This is a genomic window from Kitasatospora sp. NPDC023120 (genome assembly GCF_055560835.1).
The window spans coordinates 178,116-200,389 of record NZ_JBVHHY010000001.1 but is presented as its reverse complement, the minus strand read 5'-3'; the positions used below and the strand labels follow the sequence as shown (position 1 = coordinate 200,389).

Annotated in this window: 18 protein-coding genes; 4 read left to right on the top strand and 14 right to left on the bottom strand. The window is 74.4% G+C overall.

Features of this window, described 5'->3' with window-relative positions:
• Positions 1-168: 168 nt before the first annotated feature.
• From ACZ3TI_RS00965 to proC, 4 genes are all read right to left on the bottom strand, one after another.
• Positions 169-378: a helix-turn-helix domain-containing protein gene (locus ACZ3TI_RS00965; protein ID WP_045699258.1), complete on the bottom strand. Its 210-nt coding sequence runs from the start codon at positions 376-378 to the stop codon at positions 169-171.
• 246 nt (positions 379-624) lie between these two features.
• Positions 625-1,821: an acetoin utilization protein AcuC gene (locus ACZ3TI_RS00960; protein ID WP_465721970.1), complete on the bottom strand. Its 1,197-nt coding sequence runs from the start codon at positions 1,819-1,821 to the stop codon at positions 625-627.
• A gap of 122 nt (positions 1,822-1,943) precedes the next feature.
• A complete protein-coding gene (locus ACZ3TI_RS00955) occupies positions 1,944-3,116 on the bottom strand; it encodes an MFS transporter (RefSeq protein WP_465722493.1) in 1,173 nt (390 codons plus the stop codon).
• A 178-nt stretch (positions 3,117-3,294) separates the two neighbouring features.
• Positions 3,295-4,122 (bottom strand): pyrroline-5-carboxylate reductase, encoded by an 828-nt coding sequence (proC, locus tag ACZ3TI_RS00950; RefSeq protein WP_465721968.1) that lies wholly within the window; start codon positions 4,120-4,122, stop codon positions 3,295-3,297.
• A 188-nt stretch (positions 4,123-4,310) separates the two neighbouring features.
• On the opposite strand from proC, the gene ACZ3TI_RS00945 reads away from it, so the two are divergent.
• Positions 4,311-4,760: a hypothetical protein gene (locus tag ACZ3TI_RS00945; protein ID WP_465721966.1), complete on the top strand. Its 450-nt coding sequence runs from the start codon at positions 4,311-4,313 to the stop codon at positions 4,758-4,760.
• Between the two features lie 164 nt (positions 4,761-4,924).
• Positions 4,925-6,253, top strand: coding sequence for an SCO2583/SCO2584 N-terminal domain-containing protein (locus tag ACZ3TI_RS00940; RefSeq protein WP_465721964.1), 1,329 nt, complete (start codon positions 4,925-4,927; stop codon positions 6,251-6,253).
• A 28-nt stretch (positions 6,254-6,281) separates the two neighbouring features.
• Here the strand turns inward: ACZ3TI_RS00940 and ACZ3TI_RS00935 are convergent, their stop codons facing one another.
• From ACZ3TI_RS00935 to ACZ3TI_RS00900, 8 genes are all read right to left on the bottom strand, one after another.
• Positions 6,282-6,830, bottom strand: coding sequence for a hypothetical protein (locus tag ACZ3TI_RS00935; protein WP_465721962.1), 549 nt, complete (start codon positions 6,828-6,830; stop codon positions 6,282-6,284).
• A gap of 84 nt (positions 6,831-6,914) precedes the next feature.
• On the bottom strand, positions 6,915-8,759 hold the full coding sequence (gene ilvD / locus ACZ3TI_RS00930; RefSeq protein WP_465721960.1) for a dihydroxy-acid dehydratase: 1,845 nt from the start codon (positions 8,757-8,759) through the stop codon (positions 6,915-6,917).
• Positions 8,760-8,946: 187 nt separating this feature from the next.
• Positions 8,947-9,717, bottom strand: coding sequence for a class I SAM-dependent methyltransferase (locus ACZ3TI_RS00925; RefSeq protein WP_465721959.1), 771 nt, complete (start codon positions 9,715-9,717; stop codon positions 8,947-8,949).
• 48 nt (positions 9,718-9,765) lie between these two features.
• The gene (locus tag ACZ3TI_RS00920; RefSeq protein WP_465722492.1) at positions 9,766-10,569 is read right to left on the bottom strand and encodes a sugar phosphate isomerase/epimerase family protein; all 804 of its coding nucleotides are present in this window, start codon (positions 10,567-10,569) and stop codon (positions 9,766-9,768) included.
• Between the two features lie 561 nt (positions 10,570-11,130).
• The gene (locus tag ACZ3TI_RS00915; RefSeq protein ID WP_465721957.1) at positions 11,131-12,093 is read right to left on the bottom strand and encodes a Ppx/GppA family phosphatase; all 963 of its coding nucleotides are present in this window, start codon (positions 12,091-12,093) and stop codon (positions 11,131-11,133) included.
• Between the two features lie 140 nt (positions 12,094-12,233).
• Positions 12,234-13,496: an SUKH-4 family immunity protein gene (locus ACZ3TI_RS00910; protein WP_465721955.1), complete on the bottom strand. Its 1,263-nt coding sequence runs from the start codon at positions 13,494-13,496 to the stop codon at positions 12,234-12,236.
• 683 nt (positions 13,497-14,179) lie between these two features.
• Positions 14,180-17,086 carry a toxin glutamine deamidase domain-containing protein gene (locus ACZ3TI_RS00905; RefSeq protein WP_465721953.1) on the bottom strand — a complete coding sequence of 969 codons (2,907 nt, stop codon included), beginning with the start codon at positions 17,084-17,086 and terminating at the stop codon, positions 14,180-14,182.
• Positions 17,087-17,112: 26 nt separating this feature from the next.
• A complete protein-coding gene (locus ACZ3TI_RS00900; RefSeq protein WP_465721951.1) occupies positions 17,113-17,550 on the bottom strand; it encodes a hypothetical protein in 438 nt (145 codons plus the stop codon).
• Positions 17,551-17,813: 263 nt separating this feature from the next.
• On the opposite strand from ACZ3TI_RS00900, the gene ACZ3TI_RS00895 reads away from it, so the two are divergent.
• A complete protein-coding gene (locus ACZ3TI_RS00895) occupies positions 17,814-18,719 on the top strand; it encodes a DUF3109 family protein (protein ID WP_465721949.1) in 906 nt (301 codons plus the stop codon).
• A 3-nt stretch (positions 18,720-18,722) separates the two neighbouring features.
• Here ACZ3TI_RS00895 and ACZ3TI_RS00890 read toward each other — a convergent pair whose 3' ends face one another.
• Both ACZ3TI_RS00890 and ACZ3TI_RS00885 read right to left on the bottom strand, forming a co-directional pair.
• Positions 18,723-19,892: an NADH-quinone oxidoreductase subunit D gene (locus ACZ3TI_RS00890; protein ID WP_465721947.1), complete on the bottom strand. Its 1,170-nt coding sequence runs from the start codon at positions 19,890-19,892 to the stop codon at positions 18,723-18,725.
• Positions 19,889-20,911, bottom strand: a complete 1,023-nt coding sequence (locus ACZ3TI_RS00885; protein WP_465721945.1) for an SAM-dependent methyltransferase — start codon at positions 20,909-20,911, stop codon at positions 19,889-19,891. Before ACZ3TI_RS00885 ends, ACZ3TI_RS00890 begins: the two co-directional genes overlap by 4 nt.
• Positions 20,912-21,040: 129 nt before the next feature.
• Here ACZ3TI_RS00885 and ACZ3TI_RS00880 point away from each other — a divergent pair, with 129 nt between their 5' ends.
• Positions 21,041-22,273 carry a sensor histidine kinase gene (locus ACZ3TI_RS00880; protein WP_465721943.1) on the top strand — a complete coding sequence of 411 codons (1,233 nt, stop codon included), beginning with the start codon at positions 21,041-21,043 and terminating at the stop codon, positions 22,271-22,273.
• Position 22,274 lies beyond the last annotated feature (1 nt).

Here is a 22,274-nt window from a genome sequence, read left to right as displayed (position 1 = left end):
CTCTCGTCCGTGAGAGACGGAGTCCATACGACTGACGTGAGGGCCTAGCCTACCGTCCGGGTGCCCGGGGCTGTAAATCGCGCTCCCGGCAACCGGGAAACTCGTGGGAAATCCGGGGCGAACGGGGCCGGTCCCGCGGCTGCGGACCCGGCCCCGCCGACCCCGGTGCTACGCGCTCTCGAGCCGTACGTACGACTCCTTCAGGTACTCGTGCACCGCCTGCTGGGGCACCCGGAAGGACCGTCCGACCCGGATGGCCGGCAGCTCTCCGCTGTGCACCAGCCGGTACACCGTCATCTTGGACACCCGCATGACCGCGGCGACCTCCGCCACGGTCAGGAAGACGACTTCCTGCAGGGGACGCTCCACGGAACTCATGACCATCACCCGACCCTTACCCGTGTGCAAGGCACCGGCTTCCCCTCCGGTGACTCCACCGGCACACGTGTATCCCCAGAGTAGTTATGGGTGGTACCAGTGGGAAGAGGGGAAGTGCAGTCCTCGTACGGTGAGAGATAGGACTGTTGCAGTACGTAGCCGCTCGGCGGATCGCACGGGTCGGCGTACGCACGGCCCGGCGGGGGCCCGGCGGGGGCCCGGCCGGGGCCGGGCCGGGCGGCGGGTTCAGGCCAGCAGGCCGTGGTGGGGGAACACCGCGCGGCGGCCGGCGAGGATGGCCTGATCGAGCCGGTCGGCCGGATCGTATCCCGCGTCGAAGTCGCGCCAGGCCGGGCGGGCGCCGTCGGTCATCCGCAGCGGGGCCGGGCGGCGGGTGCGGCGGTAGACCTCGGCGCGCCAGGACTCGGGGGTCTCGGTGGCCGGGTCGACGGCCCGGCCGGCGGCGGTGGCGACCAGGTGGGTCCAGGTGCGCGGGACGACGTCGACCACCGCGTAGCCGCCCCCGCCGGTGGCCACCCAGCGACCGCCGGCGTACCGGTGCGCCAGGTCGTGCAGCTCCTCGGCGATCAGCCGCTGGGCGTCCACGGTGACGGCGAGGTGGGCGAGCGGGTCCTCCAGGTGGGTGTCGGCGCCGTGCTGGGTGACCAGCACCTGCGGGCGGAAGGACTCCAGCAGCTCGGGCACCAGGGCGTGGAAGGCGCGCAGCCAGCCGGCGTCGCCGGTGCCGGCGGGCAGCGGCAGGTTGGCGGCGGAGCCGGGGGCGTCCGGGCCGCCGGTCTCCGTCGGCCAGCCGGTCTGCGGGAACAGCGTGGCGGGGTGCTCGTGCAGGGAGACGGTGAGCACCCGGGGGTCGTTCCAGAAGGCCTCCTGGACGCCGTCGCCGTGGTGGACGTCCACGTCGACGTAGGCGACCCGCTCGGCACCGAGTTCGAGCAGCCGGGCGATGGCCAGCGCCGGGTCGTTGTAGATGCAGAAGCCGGAGGCCTTGGCGGGCATCGCGTGGTGCAGCCCGCCGGCGAAGTTGACCGCGTGCGGGGTCTCGCCGCGCCAGACCGCCTCGGCGGCGGCCACCGACTGTCCGGCGATCAGCGCGGAGGCCGAATGGACGGCGGGGAAGGACCAGTTGTCGTCGGTGCCGAGGCCGTGCCGGGGGTCGGACTGCTCGGGGTGGGCGCCGGCGTGCTTGACCGCCTCGACGTACTCCCGGGTGTGCACCAGCCGGAGCGTGGACTCGCCCGCGGGCGGCGCGGACCGGACGGTCACTCCCGGTCCGCCGTCCAGACCGAGCGCCTCGACCAGGCGCATGGTGAGGGCCAGTCGGGTCGGGTCCATCGGGTGGCCGGGGCCGAAGTCGTAGGCGGTGACGGCCTCGTCCCAGAAGAGGTGCAGGCCGCAGGAGGTGTCACGCTCGGCTTCTGGCATGGCCTCCACCGTAGCGGGTGGCGGCCTCGCAGCCGCGCCGGGGCGGGTCCGGAGCGGTGTCGGGGGGCATCGGGGGCGTCGGGGGCGTCGGGGCGGGTGCGGGGCGGCCGCTGCCCCCGCCGTCACCCGGCGGGGGCGGGGACGGGGGCCGGCGCCGGTGCCGGGGCGAAGCGGTAGGCCAGCGGCAGGACGGCGAGCACCAGCAGCATCGGGGCGAGCAGCGCCCAGCGGTACGAGCTCGCGCCGGCGATCGCCCCGACCAGCGGCGAACCCACCAGGAAGCCCACGTAGTTGAAGAGGTTGAGCCGGGCCACCGCGGCGTCCGAGTCGGCCGGGAAGAGCCGGCCGCCGGCCGCGAAGACCTGCGGGATGATCGCGCAGATGCCGAAGCCCAGCACGGTGAACCCGGCGATGCCCGCCCAGGCGGCGGGCGCGACCGCGGCCGCCCCGAAGCCGAGCGCGGCCAGCGCCGCACCGGCGCGCACCACCGGGACGGCGCCGAAGCGCTGCACCGCGCGGTCGCCCAGGGCGCGGCCGAGCAGCATCGCGACCATGTAGCCGAGGTAGGAGAGCTTGGCGAGGTCCTCGCGGCTGCCCAGCCCGTCGGTGAGGTACTTGACGCTGTAGTTGGAGACCGAGGCGTCGGCGATGTACGCGAAGGCCATCGCCACGCAGAGTGGCAGCAGCGGCCGCCAGGGGACGGACCGGGCGGCGGCCTCGGCGGCCTCCCGGACGGCGCCGCCGAGTTCGGCCGGGCCGGCGAAGAACGTGCCGGTGAGCACCGCGAGCGGGGCGATCACCGCCGCGGCCGTGCCGAACAGCACCGGCAGTCCGAGGTCGAGGTGCGAACCGAGGCCCGCGAGAGCCGCGCCGACGATGGCGCCGAGGCTGAACGCGGCGTGGAACCCGATCATGATCGAGCGACCGTAGCGATGCTGCAGGCCCACTCCGAGCATGTTCATACTGGCGTCCAGCGCCCCCACCAGCAGCCCGAACGCGCCCAGTGCCAGGGCGAGTTGCCATAGCGCGTCGCCGAGCCCGACGCCCGCCAGGCCGAGGCAGACGGCCGGCTGCACCACCCGCAGCACGGCCCGCGCGCCGGTGCGCTTGACCACCTGCTCGGAGGCGATCGAGCCGACCCCCGCCAGGATCGGCACGGCGGCCAGGAAGACCGGCAGCAGCCCGTCGCTCAGCCCGTACCGGTGCTGGATCTCCGGGATGCAGGTGACCAGCAGCGCGAAGGTGGCGCCCTGGAGCAGGAAGCTGACGGCGAGCGCGGCCCGTCCGGCCCGCAGGCCGGGCGCCGTCGGGGACGGGGCGGGGCGCTCGGACGGCGCGGCACTCCTACGGACCTCCACACGGACCTCCTGGCGACCTCGCTACCGCCCGGTAGGACGATGTTGGCGAGAGCGTAGGGGGTGCGCCGCGGTTGCGGGAGGGGTCGCGCAGGGACTTCTGCCCGGCCGCCGCGGGCTACTTGCCGCCGGAGGCCAGCTCCCGGGAACGGTCCCGGGCCGCCTCCAGGGCGCCCAGCAGCGCGGCCCGCACGCCGTGGTTCTCCAACTCGCGGATGGCCGCGATCGTGGTCCCGGCCGGGGAGGTGACCGCCTCGCGCAGCTTCACCGGGTGCTCGCCGGAGTCGCGCAGCATCACCGAGGCACCGATCGCGGACTGCACGATCAGGTCGTGCGCCACCTGGCGGGGCAGGCCGAGCAGGATGCCGGCGTCGGTCATCGCCTCGACCAGGAAGTAGAAGTAGGCCGGTCCGGAGCCGGAGAGCGCGGTCGCCGCGTCCTGCTGGGACTCGGGCAGCCGCAGCGCCTTGCCGACGGAGCTGAAGATCTCCTCGGCGCGCACCAGGTGCTCCTCGGTGGCGTGCGAGCCACCGGAGATGACGCTCATCCCCTCGTCCACCAGGACCGGCGTGTTGGGCATCACCCGGACCACCGGGGTGCCGGCCGCCAGCCGCTCCTCGAACCAGGCGGTCGGGACGCCGGCCGCGGCCGAGATCACCAGCCGGTCCGCCCCGACGTGTGGGGCCAGCTCCTCCAGCAGGGTGCCCATGTCCTGCGGCTTGACCGCGAGGATCAGGGTGTCGGCGAGCTTGGCGGCCTCGGCGTTGGAGGCCGCCACCACGCCGTACCGGTCGGCGAGTTCGGCCGCGCGCTCGGGGCGGCGGGCGGTCACCAGGACGTCGGCCGGGTCCTTGCCGGCCCGCAGCAGACCGGAGAGCAGGGCCTCGCCGATCTTTCCGGTGCCCAGGAAGGCGATCTTCTGTCCGCGCGCTGCGCTGCTGCCCATGGTCCGCTCCTTGCCTCGGTACTGCGGCCATCCTCGCACCGCGCGACGGCGCCCGTCGGGCCCGTCCGGTCCGTGGTCGCGGGGGCCGGTACCGACCTCGTTGCCCCCGGCAGGGCCGTCCGCCCCTAGGGAGAAAACCAGGGGGTTCCCCTATGGCCTCCGGACCCGGGCAAGCGCACCGTTGAACCATGGCACACGACGAAATGTCCCGACGTGAGAACCGGCAACTCGCCGCCGCCTCGGCGACCGTGGGCCCGTGGCGGACCGCCGCGGGAGTCGGTGCGGTGGTGGGGGCGACCGCCCTGGGGATCGAGGCGATCTCCGGAAGCTGGTCGCTGAGCATGCTGGCCGGACCGGCCGGCTGGGCCCTGTTCTTCTTCTTCCTGGTCGGCACCGTCGGCGGGCAACTGCGCCGCGACACCGCCGACCGACGACTGCGCCGCTGGGCGGACGAGCACCCGTGGCAGTCCGCGCTCCCGGCGGCCGGCGCACTGCTGGCACTGAACACCCTCGCGCAGCTCTTCCTCGGCGACGCCACGGTGCTCGGCGCGTTCTTCATCTCCCTGCTGCCGGCCGGCCTGCTGCTGGCGATCGCCGGAGTGGTGGGGTCGGTCAAGCAGGCCCGCGGCAAGGCCTGACACCGGCGCGGTTCCGGGTGGACCAGCCCGGGTGGACCAGCCCGGGTGGACCAGCCCGGGTGGACCAGGACGAACCAGGTCGAAGCGCGACCGGTCGACACGAGTTCACCACCCGATGCGCCCCCGATCGACGCATCGTCACCCCCCGTCGTCATACTGGCGCGATGCCGATAGCCGAAGATCCGGAACCGCGCCCCGCCAGGGGCGACGAGCCGGGCGGGTCCGACCCGTCCGGGACGGGTGCGAAGGACCCGTTCGCCGACCTCGTCCTGGACGAGGAGTTCGTCCGCAGCGCCACCGTCACCGAGCAGAGCGGACGCACCCGCATGCTGGCCGCCCGGTGGAAGCACACCCCGCCGGTCGATCCGGGCGGCCGCCGCTCGGTCAACGACGGACCGGCGCCCAAGCGCCGTTTCGGCCGCAAGCCGAAGATCCCGGCACTCGACCCCTGGGGCAACCCGCGCCCGCGCCGCCGGCCGGCCTGGCGCACGCCGCTCTACGTCGTGCTGACCGCCGCCGTCCTGCTCGCGGCGCTGAACGTCGACGGGCTGCGCCGCTGGTACTCCGACCACTACGGCGGCAACTCGTCCTCGGCCCGATCGGTGCCGACCGGCGCCCCGGAGACGGCCCGGCCGACCTCGGCGCCGCCGACCACCCCCGACGGCGTACCGACCGTCGACCACCCGTGGAAGGGCTCCCCCGCCGAGAGCTGGCCGAACGGTGCGGAGGCCTTCGTGCTGCCCGACGCCAAAGCCATCGGCGTCTTCTCCGCCGACGAGGTCGCCGCCCAGCTCCAGTCGGTCAAGGCCTACCTGACGGCCGCCGACCTCGACCCCCGGGTGATCGCCGGCGGCCGCCCGGATGCCGCCCTGGCGATGCTCGACCACGAGGAGCGGGCCTCCGCCGTCGCCGCCCTCGACCACCCCGGCAAGGACACCGACCCGACGAACTGGTTCGCCCGCTTCGACCCGCGCGAGGCGACCCTGGTCGGCAGCACGGTCAAGGTCCTGGGCCGGATGAGCATCGAGGGGGACGGTGACGGGGGCGTGCTGGTGCACACCGACTTCACCTTCGTCTACCCGCTGCAGCCGGGCCCCGACGCGGAGAAGCTGGCCTCGACCCGCCGCCGCACGCAGGGCGCCACGCCCCCCGGCACCGCGCAGGGCGGCACCGCCAAGCCGGTCGGCCTGGTCGTCCCGGCCGCCGACACCACGGGCGCCACCCGGACGGCCCGCACGATCGTCCGCAAGGTCGACGACTTCCGCTTCTACGACCCGAAGCGTTACAAGGTCGACGCGAAGAAGCTGGCCGTCACCAAGACCCAGTCCGAGGTGGGCAACAGCTCCTGCGACATCTACGACGGCTTCCTGCACCCGCAGTTCGAGCAGTTCGCCGATCACGGCCCGGCGCCGACCGGCCCGACCAGGGACCCGTACGACGTGACCAAGGACATCGCGCCGAACGGGCAGTGCGGGACAGCCAGCCGCAGCTGAACCACGGCCGACGTACGGTCGGGCCGGGTCAGCGCTTGCGCCTGGCCCGGCCCGACGACTCGGAGGGCCGGCCGCTGCGGCCCGCCTGGCGCTTCTCGTACCGGACGACGGCCCGCTCGTACGAGGCGCGCCGCACCGCCTCGCCGGGCGCCTCGACCAGGCTGCGGGCGAAGTAGGCGGCCAGGGCACCGGCGCTGCCGATGAGCCAGACCGCGCCGAGCGACTTGTCCTCGGCCATCCAGCCGGTCAGCTGGTCCCTGCCCTCGGTGAGCAGCTTCCAGGTGCGCCGGACGGACATCATCGAGCAGATCGCGATGGCGGCGGTCAGCAGCGCGTTGAGGAAGGTCCCGTTGTCGGAGAGGGCGATGCCCTCGACGCCGAAGCGCAGCACCAGCACCACGGCGGCGGTCGCGGCCAGGGCGCCGACCGAGACGGCGACCCGGCGCAGCCAGTAGCCGCCGTCCCGGTTCAGCCAGCTGGTGCCGAACCAGCGGATCGGCTCCGGCTCGGGGGCGCCGACGGCCCTAGGAGCGCCGACGGCCTCGGGGGCTGGGGTGGGGGGCTGCTGCTCGCTCACGTCGTCGATTATCACCCGACCGCCGCACGCCGGAGGAGCCGTCCCGGCCTGCGGGACGGCTCCTCCGGCGGGTCGTCGTGCTTCTCAGCCGAGCTTGCTGACGTCGCGGACGGCGCCCTTGTCGGCCGAGGTCGCCATCGCGGCGTACGCGCGCAGCGCCTGGCTGACCTGGCGGTCGCGGTTCTTCGGGCGGTAGCCGCCCGAGGCCTCCAGGGCGCGGCGGCGCTCGGCGAGGACCTCCTCCGGCACCTCCAGGGAGATCTTCCGGCCGGGGATGTCGATGGCGATGGTGTCGCCGTCCTCGACCAGGGCGATGGTGCCGCCGGAGGCCGCCTCCGGGGAGGCGTGGCCGATGGACAGGCCCGAGGTGCCGCCGGAGAAGCGGCCGTCGGTGACCAGCGCGCAGGCCTTTCCGAGGCCGCGGCCCTTGAGGAAGGAGGTCGGGTAGAGCATCTCCTGCATGCCCGGGCCGCCCTTGGGGCCCTCGTAGCGGATGACGACGACGTCGCCCTCCTTGACCCGCTTGGCCAGGATCGCCTCGACCGCGTCCTCCTGGGACTCGACCACGACGGCCGGACCGCTGAAGGTCCAGATCGACTCGTCCACACCGGCGGTCTTCACGATGCAGCCGTCCTCGGCCAAGTTGCCGTACAGCACGGCCAGGCCGCCCTCGACGGAGTAGGCGTGCTCGACGCTGCGGATGCAGCCCTTGGCCGCGTCGGTGTCCAGCGACTCCCAGCGCTCGGACTGGGAGAACGCCTCGGCGGAGCGGACGCAGCCCGGGGCGGCGTGCCACAGCTCGACCGCCTCGGCGGACGGCGAGCCGCCGCGCACGTCCCAGGTCTTCAGCCACTCGGCGAGCGAGCCGGAGTGCACGGTGTGCACGTCCTCGTTGAGCAGCCCACCGCGGTACAGCTCGCCGAGGATGGCCGGGATGCCGCCGGCCCGGTGGACGTCCTCCATGTAGTACGAGCCGTTCGGCGCGACCTTGGACAGACAGGGCACCTTGCGGGAGATCGCGTCGATGGCCCGCTGGTCGAAGTCCAGCTCGGCCTCCTGGGCGGCGGCGAGCAGGTGCAGGATCGTGTTGGTCGAGCCACCCATGGCGATGTCCAGGGCCATGGCGTTCTCGAAGGCGGCGCGGGTGGCGATCGCGCGGGGCAGGACGGACGGGTCGTCCTGGCCGTAGTGGCGGCCCGTGATCTCGACGATCGTCCGCCCGGCCTTCTCGTACAGCGCCCGGCGGGCGGTGTGGGTGGCGAGGACCGAGCCGTTGCCGGGCAGCGAGAGGCCGATCGCCTCGGTGAGGCAGTTCATCGAGTTGGCGGTGAACATCCCGGAACACGAGCCGCAGGTGGGGCAGGCGTTCTCCTCGATGATCGCGATGTCCTCGTCGGAGACGTTCTCGTTGACGGCCTGCGAGATCGCGTCGACCAGGTCGAGCTTGCGCACGGTGCCGTCGACCAGGGTGGCCTTGCCGGCCTCCATCGGGCCGCCGGAGACGAAGACGGTCGGGATGTTCAGGCGCAGCGCGGCCATCAGCATGCCCGGGGTGATCTTGTCGCAGTTGGAGATGCAGATCAGGGCGTCGGCGCAGTGCGCGTTGACCATGTACTCGACCGAGTCGGCGATCAGGTCGCGCGAGGGCAGCGAGTAGAGCATGCCGCCGTGGCCCATCGCGATGCCGTCGTCCACGGCGATGGTGTTGAACTCGCGCGGGATGCCGCCCGCCTGCTTGATCGCCTCGGAGACGATCCGGCCGACCGGCTGGAGGTGGGTGTGGCCGGGGACGAACTCGGTGAAGGAGTTGGCGACCGCGATGATCGGCTTGCCGAAGTCCTCGCGGGCTACGCCGGCCGCCCGGAGAAGCGCCCGGGCGCCAGCCATGTTGCGACCGTGGGTGACCGTACGGGACCTCAGCTCGGGCACTGTGCTCCACTCCTTCGGGGCTCTCGACGGCGCCCCGCCGGTGGGAGGGTGCGGGGGCCGCTGTGGCTACCGAGCCTACGCCCGCGGTCCGGCGGGCGGACGGGACGTCCGCGATGCGGTCAGCAGACGGCGGGCCGGAGTCGCGGCGGGCCGCTGTCTCGGGGTGCCGCTGTCTCGGGGTGGCGCGTCAGCTCGGGGTGACCGCCACGGTGAGGTCCAGGGTGAAGGGCTCGACCACGGTGCCGTCCGGGAACTCGGCGAGCATCGCCTCCCGCTCGGCGGCCAGCACCGGTGCCCGCTCCTCGGGGCTCAGCGAGGCCATGTAGGAGCGCGAGGTGAGGTCGGTCAGCACGTGGTCGACGGTGACCCGCCGCTCCCAGCGCAGCACCGTCCGCTCGACCGCGAGCCCGGCCGGCGCGAAGTGGCCGGTCTGGGCGCTGATCCCGCCGTAGCCGCGGTAGCGGGCGGGCAGGGCCGCGGCCATCCGCCGGTCGCGGGCCCGGACCCACGGCACGGTCTCGTCGTGCAGGTTCCACCAGGTCGCGATGGCACCGCCGGGCCGCAGGACCCGGACCGCCTCGGGGACGGACCGCTCGGGCCGCGTCCAGTGGAAGGCCTGGGCGTAGGTCACCAGGTCGGCGGAGTCGTCGTGGCAGGGCAGGTCGTCGCCGCTGCCGCGGACCAGCGGCAGCGTGGGCGAGGAGGCCAGGAACTGGGCGGCCATGCCGGCGCTGGGCTCGACGGCGACGACCTCCGCGCCCCGGGCCGCCAGCAGCCGGGTGGCGATGCCGGTGCCCGCGCCGACGTCCAGCACCCGGGCCCCCTTGAGGCTGCGGCCCCACAGCCGCTCCAGTGCGTCGAACAGCTCGTCGGGGTAGCCCGGGCGGCCCCGGTCGTACTCGGCGGCCACCGCGCCGAAGCATCCGGCGGCCTCCCGGTAGTCCCGCAGCTCCGTCACCTCTCCACCTCCGCAAGGAAGTTGGCGCCCACGGGTGGGCCGATCCGCTCAGCGTACGCGCGAGGGGGTGGCCAGGTGCAAGCGGGTGAAGGCGAGCGCCTCGGCCAGATCGGCCTCGCGTTCGGCGGGCGACGCGGAGCGGCGGGTGTTGACCTCCAGCACCACGTGGCCGTCGAACCCGGTGCGGGCGAGGTGCTCCAGCAGCTCGGCGCAGGGCTGCTTGCCGCGGCCTGGGATCAGGTGCTCGTCCTTGCCGGACCCGCTCCCGTCAGCCAGGTGGACGTGGGCCAGCCGGTCGCCCATCCGCTCGACCATCGCGAAGGTGTCGATCCGGGAGGTGGCGACGTGCGACAGGTCGATGGTGAAGTGCCGGTACTCCTCGTCGGTCACGTCCCAGCCGGGCGAGTACGCCAGCACCTCGCGGTCGCGGTAGCGCCACGGGTACATGTTCTCGACGGCGAAGCGGACGTCGGTCTCGCCCGCCATCCGGTTGATGCCCTCGACGAAGTCCCGGGCGTACTGCCGCTGCCAGCGGAACGGCGGGTGGACGACGACGGCGCTCGCCCCGAGCTTCTCGGCCGCCGCCCGGGCCCGGACCAGCTTGGTCCACGGGTCTGTGGTCCACACCCGCTGGGTGATCAGCAGACAGGGCGCGTGCACCGCCAGGATCGGCAGCTGATGGGCGTCGGACAGCCGGCGCAGGGCGTCGATGTCCTGGCTGACCGGGTCGTTCCAGACCATCACCTCGACCCCGTCGTAGCCCAGCTTGGCGGCCAGCTCGAAGGCCACGGTGGTGCTCGCCGGGTACACCGAGGCGGTGGACAGGGCCACCTTGGTGTCGGGGATGTGCAGGGCGGGGTGCTGGGGCAGCACCAGCCGGTCCGTGGTGCGCAGCAGCGGCGGGCGGGCGGCGTCCCGGCGGGCGGCCTTGACCGAGCGCACCGACTGGACGGCGGCCTTGGCGGCGCCGGCGGCCCGGGCGGTGCGGGTCTCCTTCGGCGCGGCCTTGGCGGCGGCACGACGGGGGGCCGGGTTCTTCGGGGCGGCCTTTGTCGGGGTGGGCTTCGTCGGGGTGGCCCTTGTCGGGGTGGCCTTCTGCTCGGCCTTCTCGGCGGCCTTCTCGGCGGCCTTCTTCGCGGTGCGCTGGGCTGCCTTGACGACCTTGTCCGCCTTGACGGTCTTGACTGCTTTGGCTGCCTTGACTGCTTTGGCTGCCTTGGCGGCGGGGACGCCCTTGACCGTCTTGCCGAGCCGACGGCGCGGGCTGTCCGACCGCGGCTGCCCGTCCCCGGGAGCGCGGTCCTCCCGCGTTCCGTCCTCGCCCGCTGGTTGCACCACGGGAGACAGCGTAAGCGGAGTGCGCTCCGAACGGGACGCCGTCCTGGTCCCGTCCTGGTCCCGGTCCGGTCCCCCCTACGGGGTGAGCGCCGGTCGGCGGCGGTCGGCGGGGCTGTCCATGGTGTCCAGGCGGCGCAGGATGATGCCCTCCCGCAGGGCCCACGGACAGACATCCAGCTCGTCGAGGCCGAACAGGTCCATCGCGGCGTCGGCGACCAGCGCGCCCGCCAGCAGCTGCTTGGCGCGGCCCTCGGAGACGCCGGGGATCTGCGCGCGCTCGGCGACCGTCATGGTGGACAGCCGCGGCAGCCAGGCGGCCAGCCCGCTGCGGGTGAGCCGGCGGTCGGCGTACGGGCCTGCGTCGGCGGGGGCGGCGCCGGTCATCCGGGCCAGCTGCTTGAAGGTCTTGGAGGTGGCGACCGCGTGCTGCGGCGGCCCGAGCCTGGAGATCTCGCCGACCACGGTGCCCATCTCGGCCCGGATGTGGCGTCTCAGCTCGCGCAGCCCGTCCGGTTCGGCGACGTCCCCGGGCAGCCAGCGGCCGGTCAGCCGCCCGGCGCCCAGCGGCAGCGAGCAGGCGACGTCCGGCTGCTCGTCCAGACCGCAGGCGATCTCCAGCGAGCCGCCGCCGATGTCCAGGTTGAGCAGTCGGCCGGAGGACCAGCCGAACCAACGGCGGACGGCCAGGAAGGTGAGCCGGGCCTCGTCCTGCCCGGAGAGCACCCGCAGCTCGACGCCGGTCTCGGCGGTCACCCGGCGCAGCACCTCCTCACCGTTCGCGGCCTCGCGCACGGCGGAGGTGGCGAACGGCAGGATGTCGACGACGCCCTTGTCCTCGGCGACCCGCAGCGAGGACGCCACGTGGCCGACCAGCCGCTCGATGCCGGCCTCGCTTATCGCGCCGTCCTCGTCCAGCAGCTCGGCCAGGCGCAGTTCCGCCTTGTGGGAGTACGCGGGCAGCGGGGCAGCGCCCGGATGGGCGTCCACCACGAGGAAGTGGACCGTGTTGGAACCTACGTCGAGCACACCGAGTCGCATAAATCTCCACGCTACGCGATCCGGGCCCGGGCGAGGGGGGTTGCGGCGGTATCCGCGCTGGTCCGGGGGCCAGGGCAGGGGCGCTCCTGCGGCGCCCGCGTTGCCCCGGAGTACCGGAGTCCCGGAGTATCGGAGTCCTGTCAGAGCAGGCCGTCCCACAGCTGCTCCACGATGACGGCCCACCAGTTCTCGGGATCGGCGAAGACCGTACCGTCCACCTCCGCCAGGGTGCGCTGCAGTCCGTCCACCGCCTCGCCCGCGGCCAGCGGGTCGAGTCCGCGCAGGGCGGGCCACCAACCGGCGAACACCGTCAGGCAGCGGATGAAGGCGCGCAGGTCGGCGTTGCAATGGCGGGCGGTCGCGTAGTCCGGGTCCACCGCGCGGACGGCGCCGTCCGCCGGGTCGAGGGTCACCAGCGACCAGCCGTCCGTCCCCAGCACCAGCTGCCCGGCGAGCGCGAGGCGCTCGCGCCCGGCCGTCCGGGTGCCGCGGTCGAGCGCCGCCAGGTACGAGGCCGCGGGCGGCAGCACGGTGCCCGGGCGCGAGCCGTCCGCGATCGCCTCGCCGCCGGGGTGGTGCAGGGCGAAGAACCCGGGCACGGCGGTCGGCACACCCACCGTCAGCAGCAACGCGGCTGCGTCCCCGGGCAGTTGGGACCGCACGACGTCCGCCGGGTCGAAGCGCTGCACGCCCGCCGGGCCGAACCGCGCCGCGAGCCGCGCGGCGAGCGCTGCATCGGTCTCGTCCGGATCGGTCGGCATGTTCCGTACCGGGTGTGTCGGGCGTGCGGGGCGTGCGGGGCGTGCCGGGCCTGCGGGGCGGGGGAATGGCACCCGGTTGCGGGCCGGACCGTCGGGTGGCGCGGGCAGCGCCCGTACGGCGGCGGCGCGGTGGTCGAACCGCGGGCCGTACGGCAGCTCGAAGTCGATCCGGGCGTGCGGCAGTTCGGCGGCGAGGGCGTAGGCCCAGTAGCCACCAGGCAGGGCGCTCATCCGCAGGTCGGTTCGGACGGCGAGCACGTCCTCGGCCGCCACCCCCTGCTCACGCAGCCACCACCAGCCGCGCAGCGCCGGATGCGGCAGACCCGCCGCCGAACGCAGCGCCAGCGACCGCTCCTCGCCCGCACCGTCCCGGTACGCCAACTCGGCGCGGGCGCCCCGGCCGGTCGCCGGCGGGAGGGTCGGGTCGTACCCGCCCGCACCGACGAAGTCGCGGTACAGCCCGACCACTTCGTCCACCGGCACCGAGGGCCACACCGTGAACCGGCCGCTCTCCCGGTCCACCACGGCACACGCCGCGCCGACCTCCTCGGGCGCCCGCCGCTCCCCCGTCCGCGGATCCACCTCCACCCGCGCGGGCTCCGCCCACACCACCCACCCGAGCTCGAACTCGTGCGTACGCACCCGCCGCGCCACTCCGGACCCCTGCGGCAGATCCCCGTTGATCCACCGATGCCCCGCCTCCACCGCCTGCGCCCGCGAAACCACCCGGCACCCCCGTCCCGACGCCACCCGACCCCACAACCCCAACCGCGCCGCGACCCTACGCCCCCACCCATCCCCCACGCCAAGCCCGCACACTCGAATATGACGACCGGTCTACATACAGATCCCCTTGCACCACCCGCACAGAAAGTCGACCCGGCCGACTTCCTGCACCAGCTCACGCGCCCAGGGCACGAATATGCAGACCGGTCTACATACCCCCGGGCGCCCAGCCGCAGTGCGCGCAGGAAGTCGACCCCGCCGACTTCTCGCGTTGCCGCGCCCTGCCTCGGGGGCAAAATTATGAAGACCGGTCTACATAGAGGCCCCTGCGGCAGCCTCTCCACATCCGCATAGAAAGTCGACCCCGCACTCTTCGCGCGCTCCTGGCCCAGTTCGGGGGCAAATTATGGCGACCGGTCTACATAGAGCGACTCCCATCCCTGGCCCACTGCGTGAGAAGTCGGCCTGGTCGACTTCTCACGCACAGGCGACAACCTCGCTCGGGCGCGCGAGGAATATGACGACCGATCTACATATTTGCCCCGGAAGCTACGAGGAGCTGCGAGGGGCGTCGCCCCCGCCCGGAGTGCGCAGGCGGGTCAGCCGGCGGGGGTGAGGTCCAGGGGGCGGCCTTCGGGGGTGAGGGCGATGGCCCACAGGCCGTGGGTGGCGGAATGGAGGGGGGTGGGGCCCTGGCGGGCGAGTTGGTGGTCGAGGTAGGTGACGGTGTCCCGGTGGTTGACGACGTTCCAGGCGTGCGGGCGCCCGAAGGCGTCCAGCGTGAGGAGGACGGCCTGGGAGCCGTGGCCGGCGCGGCGGAGGTCCGCGGCGAGGCGGTCGAAGGCGTGGCCGCCGTCGCCCAGGTCGCGGAAGGGAGCGCCGAGTTCGCGTTCGGCGCGGTCGCGGCCGCCGCGTTCGCCGGCGTCGCCCTCGGTGGGGATGCGCGGGGCGGCGCAGGTGGGTCGGCCGGCGTAGCACTCGACTGCGGAGAGGGCGATCTCGATGCTGTTGTTGGCCCGGCCGGGTTCGCGGTAGCCGCCGTCGTTGACGGCCTCCGTCCAGCCGCCGTGGGCCGGGTCGGGGTGACGGACGGGCAGGCCGTCCGGGTCGCGGGGCGCACGGCGTTCGAGTTCGGCCTGGTGCTCCGGGTCGACCGGGGCGAGCCCGCCGGGCAGCCCGTACGGACGGCTGTCGGCGATGCTGCGCAGCCGGGCGGCCGGATCGTCGGGCTGGGCCCCGCGCCGTGCGCGCAGGGCGAGTTGGAGGGCCATCGCGTGGGCGGTCGCGACCGGAACGGCGCCCCAGGCGAGGGTCGGGTCGGCGACGGGCGCGGCGGTGTCCCGGCGACGGGCGTCCACGTGGTGCGGCTCGGGCCGACCGAGCACCGGGGTGGTGCCGACGATCGGCGGCGTTGCCGGGGCCGGCGGTGCGGCGTGGACGGGCGGCGGACCGATGACGGCGGGCGGCGCGGCGCCGACCGGGGCACGGGGCGCGGGCGCGCCCGGCCGGGGTTCACCGACGACGGGCGCCACACCGGCGGCCCCCGCCCCGCCGGCGCCCGTCCCCCCGGCGCCCGCCCCGACACCGCTGCCGTACGGCGCCGCGACCTGCGCGGGTCCTCCGCCGCCGCCCGCGAGCGGTCCGGGCCCGACGACGCCGATGGTGCCCGCGGCACCGCCCGTACCGGCCACCGGGTACCCGGCGCCGTACGCCGGTGTCCCGAACTGCCCGCTCACTCCGATCGGCCGGGGCGCCGACGGAGCGGCGTCCGGCGCCGGTCCGCGCGAAGGAGCAGCGAAGCCGTCGGACTGCGGCGCGGCACCGGACGGCACCGACGGCGCGGGCGGCGCAGACAGCGCACCGACCGAGTCGGTCCGTACAGTCACCGGCCCGCCACCACCACCGCTCCCGCCACCACCACCGCTCCCGGCAGCACCACCGCCCCCGCCGTGCGCGAGGGCCGCGGGCGCCTGGAGCGGGTAGTCCCCGTCCGACCAGCCTGCCGACCCGCCGCCGCTCGGGCGGACCGGCGCGACGACGGACCGCCCGGGCGCCCCGTCGTCCCGCGCCGGCGGCGTCCAGTCGCCACCCCCGGTCACGGCCCGGTGCTGCCCCTGCCACCCCCCGGTCGCGTACGAGGCTCCCGACGACACCGAACCGACGGGTGCGCTCGCGGCAACGGCGTTGTCCACCCCGCCCACGACCGTCCCCGGGTCCGCCACGACGGCCGAGGCCACGGTCACCACGCCGGGCGCCTTCGGGTCCGGCTTCCCCTCCGCCTCCGCGCCGTCGACCGGTCTCCCGTCGACCGATCGCCCGTCGAGCGCCTTGCCGTCAGCCGTCATCCGTTCGACCGACGCGTCCGGCGTCTCCGTCAGCCCGGCGAGCGGCAGCCCCCGGACCTCCTTGCCGTGCTCGTCGGTGAGCACCGGCCGCCCGTTCTCGTCCAGCCGCACGCCCAGGTCGGCGACCCCGACGACCGGCTTGCCGTCCGGCCCGGGGACGACCAGCAGCCCGGCGGCGTCGCCCACCGGCGTGCCGTCGGCCCGGAGGATGACCGGTCGGCCGTCCTGGCCGAGGACGGGCTGCCCGTGCGCGTCGACCTTGACGGTGAGCCCCGGCACGCCGACCAGCGGCTTGCCGTCCTTGCCCGCGAGCAGGACCAGCCCGGATCCGTCCGCGCCCAGCACGCCAGGCTCGCCGAGGGCGAGGGGCAGTCCGGCGGCGCGCGGGTCGAAGGCGCCGTTGCGGTACGAGGCGGCGGTGATCCCGGTCCCCTGCGGGGTGCCGAGCCGGAGCAGGACGACGGCGGCCGGTTCCTTGAGCGCGGCGGCGAGGGGGTCCTTCATGGCACGGCCGAGTTCGGCGAGCAGCCCGCCGATCTTCAACGCGGCGGCCTCGACGGCGACGGCCGCCACACCTGCCGCGACCTGCTCGGTGGCAGCGTTCTTCACCCCGGTCGCGAGGCCCCCGACGGCCTTCTGCAGCCCGCCGACCACCCCGCCGCTCCCCGCCCCCGACCCCGCGCCCGACCCGGACGCCGACCCGGACCCGGGCCCGGCCCCCGAAGCGCCACCGGCCGCGGCAGCGACCTTGCCCGCCGCCTCCTTGGCCCTGGCGGCCTGCTCCTCGGCCTGCTTGAGGTCGGCGGCGAGCTGCTGCAGGGTGGCAATGATCTCGGCCTTGCAGGTGTCCACGGCCCGCGCGGCCGTGTCGAAGGCGCCGGCGACCAGCCCGACCGCGGCGTGCGCGTCGTCCAGGTGGCCCTTGCCGCCGCCGCTGAAGGTCTGCCAGTAGGCGCCGAAGGCCTCGACCGCGTGGCCGGAGTTGTCGGTGGTGACGCGCTGGACGGACTCGCCGCAGCGGCGGGTGAGACGGTCGGCCTCCTTGCCGAACTCCCGCCAGACCCCGGCCGCCTTCCGCAGGCCCTCCTCGTCGGCCTGCGGCCACTGGTGACCGGTCCTGGCCAGCACCGGGACCAGTTCCTCGGGCAGTTTCCGGGACACGCGCTTCCCCCTCCGAGCCGGGTCCGTCAGACCGACATGTCCTTGGGGACGACGGACGCCGCCCCCGGGGTTGCCCCCGCCGTCGAGGAGGCCGAGTAGACCGCGGAGACCACTGCCGCTCCGGCACCGAACCCGTTCGCCGCCGAGGTGTCCGTGTCCGTGGTCCGCTCGGCCATCGCGTGCAGCCCGGTCCCGACCTTCCCCACCCGCCCCGCCAACCCCCTGAGCCCGCCGACGAGTTCACCGTGCGCCGGACCGTACACGGCCGCGAAGCCGCTGCCCGGCTGGTCCGCTCCCCAGGGGGTGCCGAGTGCGGCGAGGCCCTGTTCCAGAGCGGCGACGGCCTTCGCCAGCTCGCCCCCGAGCTTCTCGAACTCCCGCCCCTCACCGTGCAGTTCCCACGGCTTGAGGACGAACTCCCCGCCCGGACCGCCGGACGCCCCGGTGCTGCCGCCGCCTGCCATCCCGTACCTCCCCGTAGCGGACCGGTCGCCATCGTAGGCGCGCGCCCGGGCCCGCCCGCAGCGCCCGACGGACCTCTTCACCCCGCCTTCACCCCGAACCCGGCCCCGAGGCCCCACCCCGAGGCCCTACCCCGACCCCGCCGACCCCGCCGACCCCGCACCACCCGAAGCCCGAACCCGACCCCGCCCCGCGCGCGCCCCGAGCCCGAACCCGACCCGCCCGGCACCCGTCACCACCCCCGCGAAAGCTCTACCCTTGCCGGGTGGCACCAGCAGAAACGTCCAAGAACAAGGCCAAGGCGAAGCCCAAGGCCGCCCCCGCCCCCGTCGACCTCGCGATGCCGACCCTGCGCCGCGAGATCCCGCGCGACGAGGTCCCGCTCGACTTCCCGCGCGCCTGGGTCGAGTTCGCCGACCCCGCCGACGAGGAGCAGGTCTTCCGCTGCGACCTCACCTGGCTGACCTCCCGCTGGTCCTGCGTGTTCGGCCAGGGCTGCCACGGCATCCGCGAGGGCCGCGGCGAGTCGGACGGCTGCTGCACGCTGGGCGCGCACTACTCGGACGAGGACGACGAGCAGCGCGTCCTGGGGCACGCGGCGCGGCTGACGCCCGAGCTGTGGGAGAACTTCGCCGAGGGCACCGACGCCGAGGGCCGGCTCGTCTCCGACGGCGGCATCACGATGCTGGACGAGGACGGCGACCGCCAGACCCGCCGGGTCAACGGCGCCTGCATCTTCGTGAACAGCCCCGACTTCGCGGGCGGCGCCGGCTGCGCCCTGCACGCGCTCGCGCTCAAGGAGGGCCGCGAGCCGCTGGAGACCAAGCCGGACGTCTGCTGGCAGCTGCCGATCCGCCGCACCTACGACTGGATCGAGCGCCCGGACGACACCCGCTACCTCCAGGTGTCGATCGGCGAGTACGACCGCCGTGGCTGGGGCCCGGGCGGCCACGACCTGCACTGGTGGTGCACCGGCGCCCCGGCGGCCCACCAGGGCGCGACGCCGGTGTACGTCAGCTACCGCCCCGAGCTCACCGAGCTGATGGGCAAGGCGGCGTACGACGTGCTGGCCCGGCTGTGCGACGAGCGGATCGCCACCAAGGGCGACCGCAAGGTCGCCCCGCACCCGGCCGACCCGGGCAACCCCGCCAAGAAGCCCAAGAAGGGCTGAGCCCTACTTGTCGATGTCCCCGACCACGAAGAACATCGACCCCAGGATCGCCACCATGTCCGCGACCAGCGTCCCCGGCAGCAGCTCGGTCAGCGCCTGGATGTTGTTGAAGGACGCCGAGCGCAGCTTGAGCCGCCACGGCGTCTTGTCGCCGCGCGAGACCAGGTAGTAGCCGTTGATGCCGAGCGGGTTCTCGGTCCAGGCGTAGGTGCTGCCCTCGGGTGCCTTGAGCACCTTGGGCAGCCGCTGGTTGACCGGGCCGGGCGGCAGAACGGCGAGCTTGTCGAGGCAGGCGTCGGCGAGGTCCAGCGCGTTGAGGGTCTGTTCCAGCAGGCACTCGAAGCGGGCCAGGCAGTCGCCCTCCTCGCGGGTGACCACGGTGAGGACCTGCCGCAGTTCCTCGGAGCCGTACGCGAGGTAGGGCTCGTCGCGGCGCAGGTCGAAGTCGAGGCCGCTGGCGCGGGCGATCGGGCCGCTGACGCCGTAAGCCTCGGCCTGCGCCTTGGTGAGGACGCCGACGCCGGCGGTGCGGGCACGGAAGATCTCGTTGCCGAGGACGAGCTCCTCGAAGACCGGCATCTCCGAGCGGACCGTGGCGACGGCGGCGCGGACGCGGCCGAGCCAGCCGGCCGGGAGGTCCTCCTTGAGGCCGCCGACCCGGTTGAACATGTAGTGCATCCGGCCGCCGGAGGCCTCCTCCAGGACGTGCTGGAGCTCCTCGCGGCTGTGGAAGGCGTGGAAGATCGGGGTGATCCCGCCGAGCTCCAGCGGGTAGGAGCCGAGGAACATCAGGTGGTTGAGCACCCGGTTGAGTTCGGCGAGCAGGGTGCGGACCCACACCGCCCGCTCGGGGACCTCCATGCCGAGCATCCGCTCGACGCCGAGGACGACGCCGAGTTCGTTGGAGAAGGCGGAGAGCCAGTCGTGCCGGTTGGCCAGCATGATGATCTGCCGGTAGTCGCGGGCCTCGAACAGCTTCTCCGCGCCCCGGTGCATGTAGCCGATCACCGGCTCGGCGCTGACGATGCGCTCGCCGTCGAGCAGCAGGCGCAGCCGCAGCACGCCGTGCGTGGCCGGGTGCTGCGGGCCGATGTTGAGCACCATGTCGGTGGTGCCCGCCTCGCCGGTGAAGTTCTCGGCTCCCGCCCCGATGCCGACCGTGGTCTCCCTCATGCCCCCAGAGTCTGCCATCCCGGCAGCAGGTCCAAGCTCGCCGGTACCGGCATGCGGACACTCTGCAGCAGCCACCCGAAGGCCCCCAGCCCGCTCGGGTCGGTCAGCTCGGCCCCCTCCCCCGCCCCGCTCAGCGCACGCAGGTAGCCGACCGGGTCGGTGGAGGCGAGGGCCAGCGGCGGGCGTCCGCCGCTCACGCCGAGCGCGCGCAGGGCCTCGCGCTGCGTCGTCCACAGGCTGTGGAGACCGGGGACGGCGACGGCGTCCAGCGCCACGTGCGCGGTGACGTCGCAGGAGCCGTCCGGCACCGGGGTCACCTCCCGGCCGTCCCGGAAGCCGGTGAAGGTGCCGAAGGGCGGCCGCCGCCCCGCCGTGTGCCCGTAGTCGACGGCGACGGCCAGCCCGCGCTCCAGCCCGGCGACGGCCCGCGCCCAGGCGGCGTCCCGGGTGCCGCCGAACTCCACCACCTCGCCGGGCTCCGAGACCGGCCACCACCGCGCGGCCCAGGCCGCGTCCGCCGACGCCCCCGGCACCCGCGCCCCCGGGCGCACCGCACCGGTCGCGGTCTCCACCTCGACGTACCGCAGCACCCCGTCCCCGTCCACCTCGCCGGCGTCCAGCGGCACGTTGTCCAGCCACTCGTTGGCGAACAGCAGCCCGGTCACGCCGCGCGGCAGCTCGTCCGTCCACAGGGCTGTGGACGGAAGTCCGGCCGGGCGATCCGCGATCTCCACGCCGTACGGGCGCAGCCGCGCCAGCACCTCGGCGGGCAGTTCGGCCAGGACGCCGGTCAGCAGCTCCCCGCGCCCGGCCCCGACGTCGACGAAGGCCAGCACCTCCGGACGGCCGAGGGCCGCGTCAACCTCGAGGAGCAGCCGGGCCACCGCACGGGCGAACCTCGGCGAGGCGTGCACCGAGGTGCGGAAGTGCCCGGCGGGGCCCTCGGGCCTGCGGTAGAAGCCCCGGTCGGGGTCGTACAGGGCCTGTTCCATGGCGGGCGCCCACCGCATCCAAGTCATGGGGCCGGACGCTACCCGCCGGTCGCAGGGGCCTCCCAATCGGAGCCGGGCCTTCTCCGACCTACGGAGTAGGACGGATCGCCCTACCGGCGGACCTGGGCACACTGAGCGACTGCCTACGCTGGACACGTGCATCGACTCAACGCCTGGCTCCGCCGTCACCCCATGGTGGTCGACTCCGCCTGGGCGGCGATCGTGCTGTTCTTCGGCCTGCTGCCGAACGGCAACTTCCCCGACTCGGGCTGGCGCTTCGACGCGGACATCCTGATCGCGCTGCTGCTGCCCGCGCTGATGGTCTTCCGCCGGCGCCACCCGGACGTCACGGTGGCCGCCGCCACCGGCCTCGGCGTCAGCCAGGTGCTGGCCGACGTCGAACCGGGCGCCTCCTCGGTCGCCTACCTGGTCTTCGCCTACACCGGCGCCGCCTTCGGCCAGAAGTGGACCTCCCGGCTGGCGCTGGCCGCGGGCCTGTCCGCCGGGCCGCTGGTGTTCTGGCAGATGCACCCGACGAAGACGGTCCGCGAGAGCGCCAACCACTACGTCTCGCACTCGTACGGCATCGGCGAAGCAGCGATGATCATGGTGCTGATGAGCACCCCGTTCATCCTGTGCTGGGCCTGGGGCCGGCTGACCCGGGTGCGCCGCGCCTACCTGACCGAGCTGGAGGACCGCGCCGCCCGGCTGGAGCGCGAGCGGGACGCCCAGGCCAAGGTGGCGGTCGCCGCCGAGCGGGCCCGGATCGCCCGCGAGCTGCACGACGTGGTCGCGCACAACGTCTCGGTGATGATCGTCCAGGCCGACGGCGCCGCGTACGTCCTCGACAACTCCCCGCAGCAGGCGAAGGAGGCGCTCGGCACGATCGCCTCCACCGGCCGCCAGGCGCTGGTCGAGATGCGCCGCCTGCTGGGCGTGCTGCGCACCTCCGACACCACCGCCGAGGAGTACGTGCCGCAGCCGGGCGTGGAGGAGCTGCCGGAGCTGCTGGAGCAGGTCCGCACCGCCGGGCTGCAGGTGGACTACGCGACCTCCGGGCACCCGCGCGAGCTGCCGCGCGGCGTCGAGCTGACGGTCTACCGGATCGTCCAAGAGGCGCTCACCAACGTCCGCAAGCACGGCGGCCCCGATGTGCACGCCCGGGTCGCGGTCGACTTCGGCGAGCGCGAGCTGGCCGTGCTGGTGGAGGACGACGGGCGCGGCAGCACCGACGAGCAGCTGGCGTCCGGCGGCACGGACGGCCTCGGCCACGGCCTGATCGGCATGCGTGAGCGGGTCGGCATGGTCAGCGGCAGGCTGGACGTGGGCCCGCGCCCCGGCGGCGGCTTCCGGATCCGCGCCGTCCTCCCGCTCAAGGCCGCACACTGAC

What these genes read in the sequence shown, in the direction of transcription:
- ACZ3TI_RS00965 (WP_045699258.1), bottom strand. Translation starts at nt 378, where the DNA reads ATGAGTTCCGTGGAGCGTCCCCTGCAGGAAGTCGTCTTCCTGACCGTG.
- ACZ3TI_RS00960 (WP_465721970.1), bottom strand. Translation starts at nt 1,821, where the DNA reads ATGCCAGAAGCCGAGCGTGACACCTCCTGCGGCCTGCACCTCTTCTGG.
- proC (WP_465721968.1), bottom strand. Translation starts at nt 4,122, where the DNA reads ATGGGCAGCAGCGCAGCGCGCGGACAGAAGATCGCCTTCCTGGGCACC.
- ACZ3TI_RS00945 (WP_465721966.1), top strand. Translation starts at nt 4,311, where the DNA reads ATGGCACACGACGAAATGTCCCGACGTGAGAACCGGCAACTCGCCGCC.
- ACZ3TI_RS00940 (WP_465721964.1), top strand. Translation starts at nt 4,925, where the DNA reads ATGCCGATAGCCGAAGATCCGGAACCGCGCCCCGCCAGGGGCGACGAG.
- ACZ3TI_RS00915 (WP_465721957.1), bottom strand. Translation starts at nt 12,093, where the DNA reads ATGCGACTCGGTGTGCTCGACGTAGGTTCCAACACGGTCCACTTCCTC.
- ACZ3TI_RS00900 (WP_465721951.1), bottom strand. Translation starts at nt 17,550, where the DNA reads ATGGCAGGCGGCGGCAGCACCGGGGCGTCCGGCGGTCCGGGCGGGGAG.
- ACZ3TI_RS00890 (WP_465721947.1), bottom strand. Translation starts at nt 19,892, where the DNA reads ATGAGGGAGACCACGGTCGGCATCGGGGCGGGAGCCGAGAACTTCACC.
- ACZ3TI_RS00885 (WP_465721945.1), bottom strand. Translation starts at nt 20,911, where the DNA reads ATGACTTGGATGCGGTGGGCGCCCGCCATGGAACAGGCCCTGTACGAC.